At 41.6% G+C, this 19,277-nt stretch carries 14 protein-coding genes and 3 pseudogenes; 12 read left to right on the top strand and 5 right to left on the bottom strand.

What is annotated here, in order from left to right:
* Positions 1-5 precede the first annotated feature (5 nt).
* Positions 6-713 (top strand): annotated as a pseudogene (locus ACGF7G_RS01620) (4Fe-4S dicluster domain-containing protein); the annotation flags it as partial.
* Positions 700-1,320, top strand: coding sequence for a formate dehydrogenase cytochrome b556 subunit (gene fdoI, locus ACGF7G_RS01615; protein WP_387463105.1), 621 nt, complete (start codon positions 700-702; stop codon positions 1,318-1,320). The pseudogene ACGF7G_RS01620 and the gene fdoI, both read left to right, overlap by 14 nt.
* Positions 1,321-1,559: 239 nt before the next feature.
* Here the strand turns inward: fdoI and ACGF7G_RS01610 are convergent, their stop codons facing one another.
* Together ACGF7G_RS01610 and ACGF7G_RS01605 are read right to left on the bottom strand one after the other, a co-directional pair.
* Complete coding sequence (locus ACGF7G_RS01610) at positions 1,560-2,513, bottom strand: methyltransferase (protein WP_387463104.1); 954 nt, start codon at positions 2,511-2,513, stop codon at positions 1,560-1,562.
* A gap of 408 nt (positions 2,514-2,921) precedes the next feature.
* Positions 2,922-3,881: a methyltransferase gene (locus ACGF7G_RS01605; protein WP_387463102.1), complete on the bottom strand. Its 960-nt coding sequence runs from the start codon at positions 3,879-3,881 to the stop codon at positions 2,922-2,924.
* Between the two features lie 683 nt (positions 3,882-4,564).
* Here ACGF7G_RS01605 and fdhE point away from each other — a divergent pair.
* The 9 genes and pseudogenes from fdhE to ACGF7G_RS01560 form a co-directional block, all read left to right on the top strand.
* Positions 4,565-5,494 carry a formate dehydrogenase accessory protein FdhE gene (fdhE, locus tag ACGF7G_RS01600; RefSeq protein ID WP_387463101.1) on the top strand — a complete coding sequence of 310 codons (930 nt, stop codon included), beginning with the start codon at positions 4,565-4,567 and terminating at the stop codon, positions 5,492-5,494.
* Between the two features lie 21 nt (positions 5,495-5,515).
* A complete protein-coding gene (gene selA / locus ACGF7G_RS01595) occupies positions 5,516-6,907 on the top strand; it encodes an L-seryl-tRNA(Sec) selenium transferase (protein WP_133814080.1) in 1,392 nt (463 codons plus the stop codon).
* Positions 6,908-6,941: 34 nt separating this feature from the next.
* Positions 6,942-8,801: a selenocysteine-specific translation elongation factor gene (gene selB / locus ACGF7G_RS01590; protein WP_387463100.1), complete on the top strand. Its 1,860-nt coding sequence runs from the start codon at positions 6,942-6,944 to the stop codon at positions 8,799-8,801.
* 130 nt (positions 8,802-8,931) lie between these two features.
* Positions 8,932-10,590: a sulfatase-like hydrolase/transferase gene (locus tag ACGF7G_RS01585; protein WP_387463099.1), complete on the top strand. Its 1,659-nt coding sequence runs from the start codon at positions 8,932-8,934 to the stop codon at positions 10,588-10,590.
* A gap of 555 nt (positions 10,591-11,145) precedes the next feature.
* Entirely contained in the window at positions 11,146-11,451 is a 306-nt protein-coding gene (locus ACGF7G_RS01580) for an ADP-ribosylglycohydrolase family protein (protein WP_339959250.1), read from the top strand.
* Positions 11,452-11,492: 41 nt separating this feature from the next.
* On the top strand, positions 11,493-12,413 hold the full coding sequence (locus ACGF7G_RS01575; protein ID WP_387463097.1) for a PfkB family carbohydrate kinase: 921 nt from the start codon (positions 11,493-11,495) through the stop codon (positions 12,411-12,413).
* 47 nt (positions 12,414-12,460) lie between these two features.
* Positions 12,461-13,678: an MFS transporter gene (locus ACGF7G_RS01570; protein WP_133814076.1), complete on the top strand. Its 1,218-nt coding sequence runs from the start codon at positions 12,461-12,463 to the stop codon at positions 13,676-13,678.
* 77 nt (positions 13,679-13,755) lie between these two features.
* The gene (locus ACGF7G_RS01565; RefSeq protein ID WP_207627252.1) at positions 13,756-13,992 is read left to right on the top strand and encodes a hypothetical protein; all 237 of its coding nucleotides are present in this window, start codon (positions 13,756-13,758) and stop codon (positions 13,990-13,992) included.
* A gap of 12 nt (positions 13,993-14,004) precedes the next feature.
* A pseudogene (locus tag ACGF7G_RS01560) lies at positions 14,005-14,667 on the top strand (virulence RhuM family protein); the annotation flags it as partial.
* Here ACGF7G_RS01560 and ACGF7G_RS01555 read toward each other — a convergent pair.
* Positions 14,645-15,310: a helix-turn-helix transcriptional regulator gene (locus tag ACGF7G_RS01555; protein WP_387463095.1), complete on the bottom strand. Its 666-nt coding sequence runs from the start codon at positions 15,308-15,310 to the stop codon at positions 14,645-14,647. The pseudogene ACGF7G_RS01560 and the gene ACGF7G_RS01555 sit on opposite strands and share 23 nt — an antisense overlap.
* A gap of 94 nt (positions 15,311-15,404) precedes the next feature.
* On the opposite strand from ACGF7G_RS01555, the gene ACGF7G_RS01550 reads away from it, so the two are divergent.
* On the top strand, positions 15,405-16,820 hold the full coding sequence (locus tag ACGF7G_RS01550) for an MFS transporter (RefSeq protein ID WP_387463093.1): 1,416 nt from the start codon (positions 15,405-15,407) through the stop codon (positions 16,818-16,820).
* Positions 16,821-17,237: 417 nt separating this feature from the next.
* Here ACGF7G_RS01550 and ACGF7G_RS01545 read toward each other — a convergent pair whose 3' ends face one another.
* Positions 17,238-18,707, bottom strand: coding sequence for a DNA translocase FtsK (locus ACGF7G_RS01545; protein WP_387463091.1), 1,470 nt, complete (start codon positions 18,705-18,707; stop codon positions 17,238-17,240).
* A 424-nt stretch (positions 18,708-19,131) separates the two neighbouring features.
* Positions 19,132-19,257: pseudogene (locus ACGF7G_RS01540) on the bottom strand (type II toxin-antitoxin system death-on-curing family toxin); the annotation flags it as partial.
* Positions 19,258-19,277 lie beyond the last annotated feature (20 nt).

Here is a 19,277-nt window from a genome sequence, read left to right as displayed (position 1 = left end):
AAATTATGTCATTGCAAACTCAAGACATCATTCGTCGCTCTGCCACCCACTCCTTCACTCCTGCACCACGGGTGCGGGATGACCAGGAAGAGGTTGCGAAGCTGATTGATGTAACAACATGTATTGGTTGTAAAGCCTGTCAGGTGGCCTGTTCCGAATGGAACGATATCCGTGATGAAATCGGTTATAACGTGGGTGTTTATGATAACCCGGCTGATTTAACCGCTAAATCATGGACCGTGATGCGCTTTTCTGAAGTTGAAGAGAATGGCAAGCTGGAGTGGCTTATCCGTAAGGATGGCTGTATGCACTGTGCTGATCCGGGTTGCTTGCAAGCATGTCCGGCGGAAGGTGCGATCATCCAGTATGCAAATGGGATTGTTGATTTTCAGTCGGGACACTGTATCGGCTGTGGTTACTGTATTGCCGGTTGTCCGTTCAATGTGCCGCGGATTAACAAAGAAGACAACCGGGTATACAAATGTACCTTGTGTGTTGACCGCGTTGGTGAGTTGAAAGGCTGTGGTTATGAGAATGCGGGCTTGTACGATCCGGAAGGGGCTGGGGGTACTCACGTTATGTATGTGTTGCGCCATGCTAATAAACCACAATTATATCATGGTCTACCTGATAATCCTTCCATTAGCCCGACAGTGACTTTCTGGAAAGGTATTTGGAAGCCTCTGGCCGCAGTGGGGTTTGCGGCGACATTCACCGGTTGAGTGGGTAAACCACTGGGCGGTAGAACTCTGTTTTCTGTTTACCGCCATCAGCGGATTGGGATTCTTTTTCCCCTCTTTTCACTGGCTGATGAATATTTTCGGTACACCTCAGTTGTCACGGATCCTGCATCCGTTTGCTGGCTCAGTGATGTTTGTTTTGTTTATCTTTATGTTCTTCAGATATTTCAAACATAACTTTATCGACAAAGACGACATTATATGGCTGAGAAATATTCGTAAAGTTTTGCGAAATGAAGAAGTCGGTGATATCGGTCAATATAACCTGGGTCAGAAAGGTGTCTATTGGTCTATTAGTGTTTGTCTGATATTGCTGGCCGTCAGTGGTATTATTATCTGGCGCCCCTATTTTGCTGATTTTTTCTCTATCCCGGTGATCCGTATTGCTCTTCTGGTCCATTCGATGTCAGCCATTGGTTTGATCCTGACTATTCTTGTTCATGCTTATGCGGCATTTTGGGTGAAAGGTTCTGTTCGGGCGATGGTTGAAGGTTGGGTGACTCGCGGCTGGGCGAAGAAGCATCATCCACGTTGGTATCGTGAAGTGGTGAAACAGGAGCGACAGGAAGATAAACGCTGATATGTAATAATTAGGGCAGGGTAGCTATGTCCTGCCTATTGTTGATTAAATTTGAGCAGTACAGGATTTTATTAAATATTAAAATAAAAATGGTATCAAATATTTCGATACCATTTCTTATATATCCAGTTCTTAAAAACGTAATGTCCATATGATTATCTTTAAAGGTGTCCTGACTGGCTGATAACTTATTTTACACCCAGCTAGATAATTGGTGAAATTTCATGATTATTTATAATTTATTTTATTCCTAGTTGGATAATTGAAGATGATTCATCTATATCTTTAGTATCCTGAATAACAAGCCCGGCTTGGTTAGCCAAATATTCTAATTCATTTAAGAAACGTTCTTTTCCTGAAAATAATACATCCATTAATATGTCTAAAGATATAATCATACTGGATTGTGGCTTTTTCATGTAGTTTATCAATAGGACAGTTGCACCGTTGTCTATCGCCTTTCGGCAATTTTCTAAAATTAATATGGCGTCATTATCAGACCAATCATGGATAATATTCTTTAAAATATATAAATCATAACCTGATGGAACTGACTTTAGAAAATCTCCGTTTATGAAGTCTATATTTTCTGAAACAGGAATTTCATTATATCTGTCCAATACAGCATAGTGTTTTCCTTTTACTTTTTCTCTGATTTTTATTAAAAGATTTCCCTCTCCACCTCCAACGTCTAATATTTTGTTGTATTGACTAAAATCATAAATATCAAGTAACTTTTCAACTATTCTGTCTGAGGTTTTTGACATTGCCGAGTCAAAAACTGATCTGACTAATTGATTGTTATCAAAATATTCAAAGAATGGTCTTCCATGTGCTATTTCAAATGCCGATTTTCCATCATTTTTAAGTAAGGATTTTGGGTACATTGACCAAACGTTCCAGCAATCTGGGCTGAGTTCCCACTTTATAAATAATGATTCCATACTTTCAGGATCAGCAAGTGCATGGCACTCATCAGAAAGTGAAACTTTATCGTTGTTGCTCGTTAATACCCCTATTTCGATTAAGAAATCACATAATCGGCTAAGGCGAGAATGATCAATACCAGATTTATGAGAAAGTTCGCTGATATCGACATAGGCCCCATCTTTAAAGTGGACCGATAATCCTGTATCAACAAAAGCATAAATTGCAGCTGATTTTCTATATGATGTAATAAGTTCGACTAGCATTGAGTTATCCTTTATGTCTTTATATTATAAAGAAATGACGTGTTCTATCTAAAGTCCAGGAAGTGCTATTATGACTGATTGGATATTTTCACTAAAATGTGATTATTAGCTTTGTTATTTTTTCCTAGTGATATAGTGAAGATTTAATTCTCCTTACTTTATAATTGTTCAACTCAATTTGGTCACGTGTTTGAGTTAGATTATCTTAAATCTGATAAAAAGAAATGATGAAGATCACAATTGGCAGAACATAACCCGATCGCTGAATATTATTTTAATACGTATATGTCACGTTGATATAAAATGAAAATTGGCATCGAAGATTATGATGCCAATTTATATATGAATTTTTTAGTAATGCAATATCCATATAATCATCTTTGGAAGTAATCCGTAACTACCTATAATTTATTTCACTTTTAGTTCAATAAGTGAAAATGTTTCATCTATATCTTTACTATCTTTAATGGTGAGCCCTGCTTGATTAGCCAGGTATTCAACTTCAGTCAAATAACGTTCTTTCGATAAAAATAGCATATCCATTAATATGCTCATAGAGTTAGCTATTGGGGATTGTGGTTTTTTCATCATGTTTATTATTGCGATAGTTGCATTATCATCCATTGCTTTTCGGCAATTATTTAAAATTGATATTACGTCATTATCAGACCAATTATGGATGATATTCATTAAGATATATAGATCATAACCTGAGGGAATTGATTTCATAAAATCTCCATTTATGAAATCTATATCTTCTGAAACAGGAAGTTCATTATATCTGTCCAATACAGCATAATATTTTCCTTTTCCTTTCATTTTTTCATTAATGCTTTTCAGAAGGTGTCCTCTTGCACCGCCAACATCTAATATTCTGTTATATTTATTAAAATCATAAACATCAAGCAAGTTTTTAATTAATGTATTGGAATTTTTTGTCATTAGAGCATCGAAACCTGCTCTGAGTGGTTTATTATTGCTAAGATGTTCGAAGAGTGTCTTTCCATATACCATTTCAAATGCTGATTTACCATTATTTTCAAGTAAAGATTTTGAATACATTATCCAAGAGTTCCAATGCTCTTGGTTAGTTTCATATTTTATCATTAATGACTCTAGACTTTCAGGGTCGGTAAGTGCTCTGCATTCATCAGAAAGTGTTATTCCGTGATTGTTGCTAACCAATACTCCTATTTCAATTAAGTAATCACATAATTGATTAAGGCGAGAATTGTCAATGCCAGATTTATGGGAAAGCTCGTCTATATCTACGCAGGCCCCATTTTTAAAGTGATCAGATAATCCTGTATCAACAAAAGCGTAAATTGCGGCTGTTTTTCTATGCGATGTAATCAGGTCGATTAGCATTGAGTTATCCTTTATGTGATTATTTTATAAACAAGGTATTTTATCTAAAATCCAGGAAATATCATTATGACTAATTAGATATCTTTGGAACATACTTTAACCAAAATGTAATTATTAACTTTGCTATTTTTTCCTTATTAGGTAATGAGGTTTTAATTCGGTTTGCTTCCGAATTGGTTAACTCAATTTGATTGATCATGGTTAATTTATCCAATATCAAGATAGCATAACATTCGGGATGTCAGAATTACATAAACAGAGCAGTAAATCAACGATGTATTATTAAAGTATTGCATTTGTCATCTTAATTACTCATTTTTAGGAATGAATTATTAACTAAAGATTATATTAAATCGAATAAAAATAAATGACGAAGATCACAATTAACTATTTTTGTTTTTACAATCAAATGGAAGGAAATAACATAGTGGGATATTTTTTTATATATTAATTTATGGAAAAAATTAATAATTATAAAACCTGAAAAATTATAGGTGTTTTTTGAATATATTGGTTGCTGTTGAGTAGACAATTTTCTATATCATTACCTAAATTTTTACTGTAATTTCCTAATTCTATCTGTGGCCCAGAGCCCGCTTTTGATCTATGCTGAGGTTAAAAACAGGCTTAAGATTATTATTAGCCTAAAAGCCGCAAAGCAGATAACAGGAAGATAGAGCTTAATGAGTATTCGCATCGTTCCTAAAGAACAATTGAGCAAAGATCGTACCAACGAAAAAGCAGCAGATTATATCCCGCCACTGCTTTTTGCTAATCTGAAAAATCTCTATCAGCGCCGGGCTGAACGTCTACAACAATTGGCAGAAGATAACCCATTTGCTGACTATCTTAACTTTGCAGCAGAAGTTGCTCAGGCTCAACAAAAAGTGCTGCATGACAATCCATTGAAAATAGAGATAGTGGGTATTCTGGAAAAATCTGCCGCTGAAGGCAAACCACCTCTGGATTGCAAAACATTTCCACGCACTAAACATTGGCAGAAACTGTTTCACTCTCTGATAGCAGAATTACTGCCGGATGCACCGGAACACGTCAGTGTCGCTCTGGATAATCTGGGAAAAGTGTCAGAGCAGGAGCTGGAACAGATGGCTAATGCTTTGCTGAAAAATGAATTCAGTAAAGTCAGTCCTGAAAAATCACTCTTTATCTGGGCCGCCCTTTCCCTGTATTGGGCACAAATGGCAAATCAAATTCCAGGAAAGGCGAGGGCAGAATATGGTGAGCATCGTCAATTTTGTCCGGTTTGCAGCAGTATTCCCGTCGCCAGTGTCGTTCAGATTGGCACAACCAACGGGCTGCGTTACCTGCATTGCAGCTTGTGTGAAAGTGAATGGCATATGGTACGGGTGAAATGCAGTAACTGTGAACAGACTCGCGATCTGAATTATTGGTCATTAAAGAGTGAGCAAGCCGCAGTGAAAGCGGAAAGTTGCGGTGATTGCGGCAGTTATCTGAAAATCCTCTATCAGGAAAAAGATCCAAAAGTTGAGGCTATTGCTGATGATCTGGCTTCGCTGATCCTTGATGCCAAAATGGAAGAGGAAGGTTTTGCCCGCAGTAGCATCAACCCGTTCTTGTTCCCAAATGAGTAAGTGTTAATTGACGGAATTGCCATGACACAAAAACCGTGCCCGCTATACAGCCAGATCCCTGCCATTGATCGCCTGTTGCATGAGCCACAGATAGCACCGTTTGTGGAACAATATGGACAAACGTTAATCACTGCGACATTAAGAAGAATGCAGGAGCAGGCCAGAATAAACATCAAGCAGTATCAGGAATTGCCTGATTGGTGTGATAACTGGGCTGCGGCACTTGGTCAGCGGCTGGAGCGGAAGCAAGCTTTGGCTTTAAAGCCGGTGTTTAATCTTAGTGGCACAGTGCTTCATACCAATCTTGGCCGGGCATTATTGGCCGAACCGGTTATTGAAGCGGTAACACAAGTGATGCGTTCACCGGTAACGTTAGAATATTCTCTCAATGGCGCAGGGCGTGGGCACCGTGATCGCGCTTTGGCGAATTTACTGTGTGAATTAACGGGGTCGGAAGATGCCTGTATCGTTAATAACAATGCAGCGGCTGTGTTGTTATTGTTGGCAACGGTGGCGTCAGGTAAGCAAGTTGTCGTTTCCCGTGGTGAGTTGGTGGAAATTGGTGGCGCATTCCGTATTCCTGATGTGATGGTTCAGGCAGGGTGCCAATTGGTTGAAGTTGGTACGACTAACCGTACTCACCTGAGAGATTATCAGCAAGCTATCAACGAAGAGACCGCCCTTCTGATGAAGGTGCATACCAGTAATTACAGCATCGAAGGTTTTACTGCGGAAGTGTCTGGTAGTGAATTGGCTACTTTGGGGGTGAAATCTCAAATTCCTACAGCAATTGATCTGGGTAGTGGCTCCATGATTAATATGGCGCAATATGGGTTGCCGGCTGAACCTATGCCTCGGGACTATCTGGATCAAGGCATCGATTTGGTTACTTTCTCTGGTGATAAATTACTGGGGGGGCCACAGGCTGGAATTATTCTTGGTAAAAAACAATGGATAGAAGCTATTCAGCGTCATCCACTGAAACGTGCTTTGCGGGCAGACAAAATGACTTTAGCAGCTCTGGAAGCGACTTTACGGTTGTATCAGCGCCCTGAACAACTCTGCCAGCAGTTGCCAACGTTGCGTTTGTTAACCCGCCAACAGCAAGAAATGCATGATATGGCACAACAGCTATTGCCTGAGATTCAGGCATATTATGGTGACCGATTTATGGTTCGTAGTGAGCCATGTTATTCACAGATTGGCAGTGGCTCACTGCCGGTTGATCGGCTGCCTAGTTGGGCTTTAACGTTCGCTGCCGCTGATGGTCAAGGGAGAACACTAGAACAGCTGGCCCGCAGTTGGCGTGGACTGGCGAAACCCGTTATTGGCCGTATCTCTGGAGGGCGCTTGTGGCTCGATTTACGTTGTCTTGAAGATGGAAAGGCATTGTTGCAGGCACTATTACTATAATCTTCTGGAACTACCATAATTTTCTGAAACTACTATGATTTTTGCCACAGCAGGTCATGTTGACCATGGTAAAACCACACTGATTCAAGCTATTACCGGCGTTAATACGGCACATTTGCCGGAAGAGAAAAAACGGGGTATGACCATCGATCTGGGTTATGCCTATTGGCCGCAGTTGGATGGATCTTCAATTGGTTTTGTGGATGTGCCCGGACATGAGAAATTCCTCGCTAATATGCTGGCAGGGGTCGGTGGTATCGATCATGTTTTGTTAGTGGTCGCCTGTGACGATGGGGTAATGGCTCAGACGAGAGAACATTTAGTCATTCTGCGTTTAATTGGCTGCCCGATGGTGATCGTTGTGCTCACTAAAGCAGATCGGGTGGAACCGCAACGGATAATTGACGTTCGCCAACAGATTGAATATGAACTGGTAACTCAAGGTTGGATGGGTTCCCCTCTATTTGTCACGGCTGCTGCTGAGGAAGAAAGTGTTGTCCCTCTGAGGCAACATCTGTTGCGGTTACATCAGCAAAATCAGCAGCATGAAAAATTACATCAGCGTTTTCGTTTGGCGATTGATCGTGCTTTCAGTGTAAAAGGCGTGGGTTTGGTGGTGACGGGCACGGCATTAGCCGGTCAGGTTAGTGTAGGAGATATCCTCTGGCTGACCGGCAGTGATGAACAAGTCAAAGTGCGTGGCTTGCACGCTCAGAATCAACAGGCAAGTACGGCTCAGGCCGGGCAGCGTATTGCACTAAATATCATCGGTGATGTGAGTAAAGAACAGGTTTCCCGCGGTGACTGGCTACTTTCCCAAAAGCCTTTTGAAAATGTGGAGAGGGTACTGGTGGAAGTGGAAACTGATGAACCTTTGCAAAATTGGCAATCTCTTCATATTCATCATGCCACCAGCCATATAACGGGTCGGATTTCATTACTGAATCAGCTGTCTGATACGCCTCGGTTGGCTGAATTGGTGCTTGACAGCCCATTATGGTTGGTTGAGCATGACCGGCTGATATTGCGCGATATCAGTGTCAGAAAAACACTTGCCGGGGCACGGGTGATAAACCTCAATTCTCCCCGCCGAGGTAAGCGCCAGCCAGAATTTTTGCATTGGCTCACCCTGCTTGCCAAAACATCGGACCATGCGACTAACTTAACGCTCCATTTGCTACGAGGTGCACTTTCTCTCAGCCATTTTTCCTGGGCGCGCCAGTTAACGGAAGCGGATCTCCATCAGTTACTGGCTGATATGGATGTGATTATTGCCGATGGTATGGTGTTATCACAGAGCAATGCCAGATTGGCGGAACAGAAATTGTTACAGGTTTTGGCTGAATATCATCAACAACATGCTGATCAACTGGGTTTGGGAAGGGCGCGCCTGAAACGGATGGCTTTGCCAACGCTGAATGAAGCGCTGGTTTATACTCTGATAAATCTCTTGCTCAGGGATGGGCAATTAAAACAGTCACATGGTTGGTTATATCTTCCTGAGCATGGTTTGGCTTTTAGTGATGAACAGGCAAAACTGTGGCAACGAGTAGCCCCCTATTTTACAGATGATCCCTGGTGGGTACGTGACTTGGCTGCTGATTTAAAGGAAGAAGAGGCGACAATTCGCAGTTTGTTGAAAAAATCGGCTCAATTGGGACATATTACGGCTATTGTTCCGGATCGCTATTATTGTAGCCAACGGATTCAGCAGTTCGCGGAACTTATCCGCAAGTTTAATCAAAATCATGGTGCGATTACTGCCGCCGACTTTCGTGATGAATTAGGTATTGGTCGTAAATTAGCTATTCAGATCCTGGAATTCTTTGATCACAGTGGTTTTACCCGTCGTCAGGCTGAATCACATATTCTTAGGGATAATGGGCTATTCTGATAATCTTTTTGTTTAAAATATGGGCAATTTCGGCAAAATTACAGTTTTGTTTCTGTTGATTTAACCAGCTTGTGTTATTTTTGCTAACTGTTATCGGCGTGAGCTTTCTATTAACGGGATTTAGTACGGTATGAAAAGAAAGATAATATCGGGTATTTATCTGGGATTATTGTTTATTGCAACTTTAATACTGGTTTTTGAAAAAAGTGAAGATATTTACCCGGCACTGATAGCTGTCGGTGTGTTTGGTGTGATATTTGGTCTGGTGTTTTTTGTGTCAGCCCGGTTACTGTTTTCTGCCGTCTTTACCGGAACACTATTTATTATCTTTAAATTCCTTAATCAGATAAAGGTTCATTACTACAAAGAACAGCTGATGTTCTCTGACCTTAACCTGATGTTTGATCCTTCTAATCAGGAAACATTGCGACACTATTGGCTGGCTGGCCTGGGAATTGTCGCTATGTTTATCTGGTTGATGTTTAATATGACTCTGAGCTGGAAAAAATCATCACCTTTACGTGGCTTCAAATGGCGTACTGCCAGCCTGGTGCTGGTTGCGTTCTGTACATGGGAAGTGAGCGTTACTGCCAACGCGTTTAGAGATCCATGGGAATCTTCACTGCCAAAAGGGCGTGGTACAGTGACCAATATGGTGATGTCAGCTAAAGATGCCAAACATCGTGTGCCTCAGTTTGGGCAATCATCTGATTATTTCCTGCAACAGGCTAAGAATGTCACGCTGCCTGTGCCTCAGTCAGAAATTAAACCCGATGTGGTGTTGTTATTGCAGGAGTCTACTGTTACTCCGCATATCTATCAGCTGCCTGATAATGCCCATCTGCCGGATCTTTATATGTTCCAGCGGGATCCCGGGGTCAGCGCACAAAGTCCAATGCGGGTACAAACTTTCGGTGGGGGTACTTGGTTATCTGAATTCTCTGCCCTGACGGGTTTGAATACCGATGATTTTGGCTCACGCAAAAATGCTGTTTTTTATTTTATCGTTGATCACCTGAAATATAGCCTGTTCCGAGAGATGAAACAGAATGGCTATTACACTGTTGTTCTGACACCATTTAATAAATCCTCCTATCATTCTGGTCATGCTTATCAGACACTGGGTGTTGACCGTATTATCCAGCCGCAGGAGCTAGGATATCCCGCGAGTCCTGATGAAAATCTGTGGACCATCTCTACACAAGAGATGTTGAGTTATGTGAAAGAAATTCTGGCACAGGAAACCGATAAGCCGTTGTTTATTTTCTCACTGACTATGTATGAACACGGCCCATATGATGAAGATCATTCAGATGATTACGGACTTTCCGGGCATGTGAAAAATTCACAAGCTGTTGGTAAGTTCAGTCACTATATGGAGAAAATCAAGGCTTCTGACCCGGCAATCAAAGATTTCGGTGAGTTTGTTGCTAAACGGGAAAAGCCGACCATTTTTCTCTACTTTGGCGATCATCAACCCAACCTCGAACTAGGTCAGTACAATAGCGTATTTTCAAATCCGGGTTATATCACTCAGTTCACTATGCGGGATAACCTAAAACAAGACCCTGTTCAGACTGATGAACTGACAGATATTTCATTCCTTGGTGGAATGATTATGGAGAGAGCTAAACTGGATGCTTCACCTTTTTACCGGGCGAATATGACGATGCGCCACCTTTGTCGGGGGGCGCTGGATGATTGTCAGGATAAAGCGTTGGTGGATAGTTACAAACACTATATCTATCAGCAATTGGAAGTGGCAGGTAAAAAGCAAGCCGTAAAATAATAAGTGAGCGGGTGCCATATAAATATGGCGCTTGCTGCACTTCAGATGCAGGTAAACACTCTCCAACTTTCTGCTACTGCTTTGCCATTTCACTCTCAATCATTTATTGCGACAGAATATGGCAGGGAAAATCACTTTTCTTATCGGGCTGTTAGCATATCCAGTCAATAAAATCATTTTATCCAATTGATAATAATGGAAATTTATTATATTCGATGTGCGTTAGTATTGACCAATAGATTTAGGATCAGCGGGACTCGTCGTTTCTGCTTATTGAGGCTTATGTCAGACGTGTCAGGGGAGAGCAACAACGGATGAAGTAGTCAGTCTGGTCCGATCTGGCAGGGAGCAGTCACATTGATATCACATAATTATACAGGCCGACTTTTATTGAAGCTGATTGATGTTAAGGTATAAATATTTCTTATGCATTTTATTCGGATATTAAGGATGACTAAATCCGTCTCAGATACCACTCCAGGTTATTTCTATGGTTATGGTCAGGCAATTGGTGATGCAACAGGTATGTCTTCTGAACGATGGATTTTGTAATAAGTGGCTGCATTTTGGCTGAATAAGCTGAAAGAACTTTATGACTTTATTGGTGCCGGAATGGTCATCATGGAGTCTGTTCCTTGTGCTCTGGTCATGGTGGATTTAGTTGATGGTCATTCGGTTCGGTGTGTGATTTTTTGCGCCAACCTCGGGGGAGATGCGGATGCCATCGGTACCATGGCCGGGGCCATTTCTGGGAAGCGATCTTTATCTACTGTAAATAGGATTATCAACAGTGGATTTATTGATGGTCTGTTGATGTGGATCCCAGTTCTGGATTATTTGCCTCTTTCTTTGTCAGTCTGATGGAATTGTGGCTTATATTTGACCAGTAAAAGGAGGGACTAATGGGGGGGTTACTGCCGATTACCGTAATTGGTGCTGCCGCAGGAGATATTGTTCTTAGCTTACCAAAGCTTCCTCGCAGTGGTGAAGATCAGGAAGCCAAAGAGATTGATCAACAGATCGGCGGTTCAGGTTTTAATGTTGCCCGGGCTTTGGCTCGCCTGCAAATCCCTGTGGTTAATGGTATACCCGTTGGTAACGGATATTGGGGTAAGCGGATAACTAAAGAGATGCAGGATCTTGGGCTTGGGGTCACATTAACCAACTCATCGCTTGATAATGGCTGGTGTCTGGCAATGGTCGAACCGGATGGTGAGCGAAGTTTTGTCTCTGTTAGTGGTTGTGAAGTTGACTGGAGTTCGGCGATGCTCTCGGCTATTGCTTTGCCGGAAAGGGGGTATATCTACTCCAGTGGTTATGTTATGGCGAGTAAAACAACGGCGATTTTGTGTGACTGGTTATTGGCGTCACCACCTGGGCAGACATTATTGTTGGATTTTGGTCCCCGTTTACCCAATATAGATTCTGCTTTCATTGATGCATTGCCTGTTGGCCGAACCATTTTGACACTGAATCGTGATGAAATGACGATGTTGTGTGGAGAAGGTGATCCTGTCGCTCAGGCCAGCAATTATTCCAGTAAAAGAAAAATCACTATTATCTGTCGATTAGGTTCACAGGGTACATGGATATGTTTGCCTGATCGTAACCCAGAACATGTTGCTGCCTATAAAGTGAAAGTGGTGGATACCATCGGTGCTGGTGATGCTCATAGTAGTGGCATGCTTGCTGGTTTATCACAGGGAATGTCGCTAAAAGATGCTGTTGAACTGGGTAATCGTGTTGCTGCCGTTGTTGTCAGTCGTTCTGGTGCTGTGGGTGCGCCAACCACAAAAGAACTAAAAGAATTTGTGTTTGAGTAATCATTAATTAAACACAAGGGATTCAGGTTTAAAAGGGTGTGATTAAAATGAATGCATTACATGCAGGTTGGAAACGAAAAACAACGCTATTTTTATTAGCTGAGACAATTTCTCTGCTGGGTTCTTCCATTGTCCAGTTCTCGATCATTTGGTATATCACCTTAAATACTTCATCAGGAGAAATGCTGGCTATTGCGGTACTCTGTGCCTTTCTTCCACAGGTATTAATCTCTTTATTTGCTGGTGTTTGGGCTGATACTTACAACCGTAAGTTGCTCTGTATTGCCTCTGATGCGCTGATTGCATTAGTGACTCTTGGTCTGGCGATCTCTTTTATGTTTGGGTTTAAGAGTATTGAGCTGCTATTTGTGGCACTGATTATCCGCTCGTTTGGTACGGGTATTCAGGCTCCGGCGGCTAGTGCTATCATTCCACAACTGGTCCCGAAAGAGAAACTGTTGCGGGTTAATGGTCTTAATACTTCTCTGAGTTCACTGACGATGTTGGCTTCTCCAGCCATTAGTGGTTTTTTGTATTCTCAGACTTCGATTGAAAATATTCTTTTAGTGGATGTTGTTACGGCTGCTATTGGGATCGGTATTATTACATTTATTCCTATTGCCAAAATAGCTTCTGATTCCATACCGGGTGATAAATTTCAGGCGATGCTAGCGGGTTTTCGCTACCTGCAAGAGAATAAGATAATCAGAAATATTTTGATTTTCCTGATTTGTTTTTGCTTCCTGATTAGTCCGGCTACTTTTTTGACGCCTCTATTGGTTAACCGGACATTTGGTGAAGATTCATGGCTTTTAGCTGTTAACGAAATGACCTTTAGTGCTGGAGCATTGTTAGGTGGATTGCTGATTTCTTTTTGGAGTGAATATAAAAATAAACTACGTATAACGGGAATAGCTTGCACACTGTTTGGTATATTTGTGATTGCTCTTGGCAATGCATATTGGTTTCCGCTGTATCTGGCATTAAACGTCTCTTTGGGCGCTATAACACCTTGTTTTAACGCACCAATGATCTCTGTTATACAGGAAAAAGTCGAACCGGAGATGATGGGGCGAGTATTCAGTCTGGTTCAAATTGCTGTGTCCTGTTCTCTGCCGTTAGGTATGGTGATATTTGGTCCAATTGCTGACTATATTAATATTCAACTCCTTTTAATGATATCCGGTGTATTGATATTACTGACTGGCGGGATATTTTTTATGTTTAACGGGGAAGAGAACAGAGAAAGTAGCAGAGCAGTTTAATAAAGCTGGTATTGCCAAAGACATCGTGTTCATGGTTTGCTTTGTGCAATACCCGGTAATTGTTTGAAGAGAAAAAAATGGAAAACACAGATAATCATTCGCAGTTTATTATCTATCAAACCGAAGATGGGGAAACCCGATTGGACGTTCGTTTTCAGGATGAAACAGTTTGGCTGACGCAAGCATTGATGGCGGGGTTGTTTCAGACAAGTCCGGAAAATGTGCAAATGCATTTAAAACATATATTTACAGAAGGAGAACTTGAGAAAAATTCAACAACTAAGGATTTCTTAGTTGTTCGAAAAGAAGGATGAAGGAGAGTCAGAAGAAGTCTTAAACATTATAATCTGGATGCTATTATCTCAGTTGGTTATCGGGTACAGAGCCATACGGCAACGCGTTTTCGTCAATGGGCAACCCGTCATTTGCGGGAATATATTGTCAAAGGCTTTGTGCTGGATGATGAACGTCTGAAAAACCCGGACCAGCCATTTGATTACTTTGAAGAGCTGACTCGACGTATTTAGGATATTCGTACCAGCGAAAAACGTTTCTATCAAAAAATCACTGATATTTATGCGACCAGTGTGGATTATGATCCAACACAAGCCATCAGCATTAACTTCTTTAAAACAGTACAGAACAAAATTCATTGGGCAATTACAGGGTAGACCGCAGCGGAAATCATTCATCAACGTGCTGATAGTCGTCTCCCTAATATGGGGTTGACGAACTGGCGTGGTACTAAAGTTCGTAAAAGTGATGTAGTGAATGCTAAAAACCATCTGACAGAAGAAGAGTTACAAGCATTGAATAATCTAATAGAGCAATATCTGGTATTTGCGGAAGGACAGGCCATGCGTCGAATTCCTATGCATATGGCTGATTGGGTGAAGAAGTTAGATGGATTTTTAACATTGAATGATCGGGATGTGCTTAATCATGCTGGTGAAATATCGCATCTAATTATTCCGGGTGAATATTGCTAGTTATACGATAAGCACAGCGCCGTGAATCGGTGAGTATATACTCTACTCGTTCTACCTGAGCTTGAAGTATATCCTGAAATACATTCAGTTCAGCGCGGCAAAAACCTTGGCATACCTTAGCGGCAGAGCAAATTGGGCAATGGTTTTCTATCAGCAAAATGGCGCCATCTTCTGTATGTGACCATTGAGCCATGTAACCTTCATGGCATCTTATGGCAACCAGACGTTCGACGCGTTCTTGCAGATTGGTTGTTCCATTCATTGCCTGCTTGTAATTAATACGGGTTTCCTGCTCGCGGGTATCAATCAACAAATCTATCGCTTTCTCACCTAACTGCTTACGAATAGTGTTTAGTAATTGCACTGTCAGTTCAGCATGAGCATCCGGGAAATGAGCATGACCTGCGGCTGTCAGATGCCAACGTTGTATTGGACGACCAACGCCTTGTGCTTCTGCGGCAGCTTCTATTAATCCTTCTTTAGCTAACTTCACAAACTGTTGCCGGGCGGCTTCTCCTGTTGTGCCCAGTATTTTTCCGGCGTCAGAAGCTTGCTGAGGACCACGGGTCTTCAATAGCATCAGTAACCTTTCACCCACGGATTGTGTGGAATTTGTGCTATTTTCAAAGCTTTTCCTTGACATATTGCTTCGCCTCGCCTTAATTTATTCCAAGCTAGTTCTTGTTTAATTTAACGTAAGACTCATATTAACTCAACGCTAATTCAGGATAACGACTGTGATAACAACCGATGAAAGCCACTGGAGTGATTTGTTCTCTGGTAAAAATGCGGCCAGTGCTCTGGCTCTATCGCTGGGTGTTGCGTTACATGCGATTAATATCTTAATTGCTACCACTATCTTACCTTCGGTTGTGCAGGACATTGGTGGCTTGAACCTTTATGCCTGGAATACAACGCTGTTTGTGGTCGCTTCTATTATTGGTTCGGTACTGTCTGCACGCCTGCTTAGCTCACAGGGGGCACGTAATGCTTATCTGGTTGCAGCAATATTCTTCTTCTTTGGTAGTTTGTTGTGCGCGTCTGCTCCAACGATGGAAATGATGCTTATCGGACGGACAGTTCAGGGCTTCGGTGGTGGGTTACTGTTTGCACTTTCCTATGCCATGATCAATCTGGTATTTGAACAGGCGCTTTGGCCACGGGCAATGGCACTGACATCCGGTATGTGGGGCATTGCGACGTTGGTTGGTCCTGCTGTGGGTGGTATCTTTGCTGAGATAAATGCATGGCGTTATGCCTTTGGTATCATGCTGCCAATAATGCTGTTGTATGCGGTTTTCACTTACTTAATTTTGCCAAAAGGCAAACCTCAGGATCAGAATAAAGCAGCGTTGCCATTGGTGCAGTTAGTTTTATTAGCGGGAACAGTATTGATAGTTTCTGCTGGTAGTGTATCTGACAGTGTGAAGTTGAATTTTGCAGGGATTATGCTGGCATTAGTCTTGATAATATTACTAATTTGCTATGAACGTCGTGCAGTGATACGTCTGTTGCCTCATGGTGCATTACATTTAGGTTCACCTCATGCGGTGCTGTTTGCCACGATTTCATTATTGGTGATCGGCATGACCAGTGAAGTATTTATCCCGTATTTCCTGCAAATATTGCATGGTCAGTCACCGCTGGCTTCCGGTTATATGGCTGCGGCAATGGCAGCAGGCTGGACAGTCGCTGAGATAATCAGCGCGGGTTGGCGTGGAGCAGGTATGCGTCGGGCAATTGTCAGTGGACCGATATTGGTACTGATAGGTATGCTGATTCTGTCATCGATATTATCACAGCCCTCGGCTGGACATTGGCAAGTGATGATTCCCATTGTGATTGCCCTGACTTTGGTGGGATTTGGTATTGGCTTTGGCTGGCCGCATTTGTTAACTCGCATCTTACAAGTATCGTCGGATGCCGATAAAGATATCGCAGGCGCTTCAATTACAACGGTACAGTTATTTGCCACTGCTTTTGGAGCAGCATTGGCGGGTATGGTAGTGAACCTTTCTGGATTGAATGATCCCGGAGGTGTGGCAGGTGCCGCTTCTGCCGCACACTGGTTGTTCCTGCTATTTGCTATCGCGCCGTTATTGGCGCTATTTACTGCGTGGAGATCGGTGAAGATTAGGCCGGTGGTGTCGTAATTCTATTTATGGTGGTCACAGTAAAGTACCTGATGATTTAATAGCTGGTGAAATATCCAGAGGATAGATCATGATATCGGCGATTGTTGATGACACGTCGATATTTTCTTGTTTTTTCGACTCATGATTTTTATATGTCGTAATCATCGACATATTGCTAACACATGTCGAAATTCCTCGATTTTATCGACATGAAGTCTTATGTGTCGATGCTATCAACATATACTCGCAACGTATCGAAAAAAATAGGAAATATAAACATGACATGGTAGTCAGATATGCCTTTTAATGCTATTCCCTATTGTCACCAACCATAAGGTGATGGAGTCTATTGCAGTTTTTATAGTGCTACTGGTATACATATACAACAAGAAAAAAATTGAACGTGCTTTGCAGAAGTAACTTACTCTTTGTTTTTTATGGTGGTGGAACCAATACTCTACGATTGCCATTATTATCAGTCATACTGATGATACCAGAGGTCTCCATTTGTTCAATAATACGCGCAGCCCTGTTATAGCCGATTCGAAATTGGCGTTGGACTCCAGATATTGATACCCGTTGTTTTTCTACGACGAAAATGACAGCCTGATCAAACAATGGATCAAGCTCTTCATCTTCAAACGTTAGTGCTTCATAATCATTCGCAGGAATAATTTCAATATATTGAGGTTGACCATATGTTTGCCAGGCTTGTATTACTGCGTACATTTCCTGTTCATGTACTAAAGCACCATGTAAACGAAGTGGCTCAACCAAGTTAGGAGCTATGTAAAGCATATCTCCTATGGGCAATAATTCAGTGCCATTTTGGCCTGAGATAATACGTGAATCAGTTTTATCGAATACTGAAAAAGCAATTCGTGTAGGGATATTACTTTTAATCAGATTGGTAATGATATCAACTGAGATATATCGAGTAGCAAGTATTAGATGAATACCTGTAATGTGAGCTTGCTGGACGAGAGATATTAGTAATGTTTCTACCTCTTTACCTGTTTTAAGTATCAAATCGGAAAACTCATCGATCACAACAACAATATTGGGTAATTGCATCAACATTGTCATATTTGCCCCATCAGTAGGGACCCAGAAAGGATTAGGGATAGGGTGTTTCAGATCTACTGCTTGCTGTACACGCCGGTTATATTCAACCAGACTACGAACGCCAAGTGCTGACATTAGTTTATAACGCCGTTCCATCTCACTGATGCACCAATATAGCGTATGAACAGCCCCTTCTGTATTAGTAATGATTCTTGTCAGTAAATGAGGTAGTTTTTTGTAAATAGAAAGTTCCAACATGTTCGTATCAATCATGATAAAGCGAACGTCTACTGGTGTGGCTTTATATAATATGCTAAGAATCATGGAGTGAATAAATGTAGACTTACCAGATCCTGTAATTCCCCCGATTAGCAAGTGTTGCATATAAGTCAAAGTTGTGATGATGGGTTTTCCAGAAATATCTTTGCCCAAAGCTATTGCTAGATGAGAATCAACTTCTCTAAACTGAGCGCAATCCAGAACTGTACGTAGGTAAACGGTATCACGACTATTTTTAAGTACATCCAGGCCGATATATGGTGTGCCCGGTATGACTGGCACAACTTGTATAGAAGATGCAGAAAGAGAGCGTGTTATATCGTGAGATAAATTAGCAATCTGGGAAACTTTAATGCCAGATGCTGGAAGCAGATCAAAATGAATATACATTGGCCCTGGAGATATATGCTCCACATTGGCCGCAATGCCATAAGCAGCCAAGCATGATTCTATTGATTCAGCCATTTTAGCCAGCTCTAAACTGCTTGTCTGAGCCGCATTTATAGGAGGCGAGATTAATAAATCAAATGCTGGAAGACTATTTATCATAGTGTTAGACATAAATCCCTCGGCTTTGACATCTAGAAAGTTTTACTATAATCCAGAGCGTGTTCAGAATTCTGTGTTATCTAAACTCTCCTTAGTATAGCCATTTCGTCAAGATGATCGAATCTGAATATTGGGTGGTGGTTTATTGCCTTTAATTTTATGTATTTTTTTGTAATCTATTTTTTCAAGTATACATTTAAGTACATGTAAAACAGGGCAGTATGGGATGCTATAAATTTGATGTGTCCAGCTTGATAGTGTTGTCACCATAATGTGTTATTACAATTTGTTGCACTGAGTGTAAAACAGGCTATTGGGCTTCACGCCAGTACGGGCGCGGTCTAGCGCCGTTTTCGTGGCGTTTGAAGAAAAGTCTTTACCACCATAGCATAATCGTAGAGAGGTGCCCCTTTGGAAAACAAGATTATCGAGTAGCATTAAAGATATGGCTGCGAGCCTATGGCTACCCAGTAAGTGGCTGCTAGCTCAAAAACGCTTCATAGTGGGCGCGGTTTTGCACCTGATAAATCAGTGTTCCTGCTTTGCTGGGATCGGGTATTCCTGTAGCTTGTGAGATTTACT

The sequence above is a fragment of the Photorhabdus sp. RM323S genome, assembly GCF_042879375.1.
Lineage (GTDB): Bacteria > Pseudomonadota > Gammaproteobacteria > Enterobacterales > Enterobacteriaceae > Photorhabdus > Photorhabdus tasmaniensis.
Note: the sequence above shows the minus strand (reverse complement) of the source record. Positions and strands in the feature narration are given on the sequence as shown.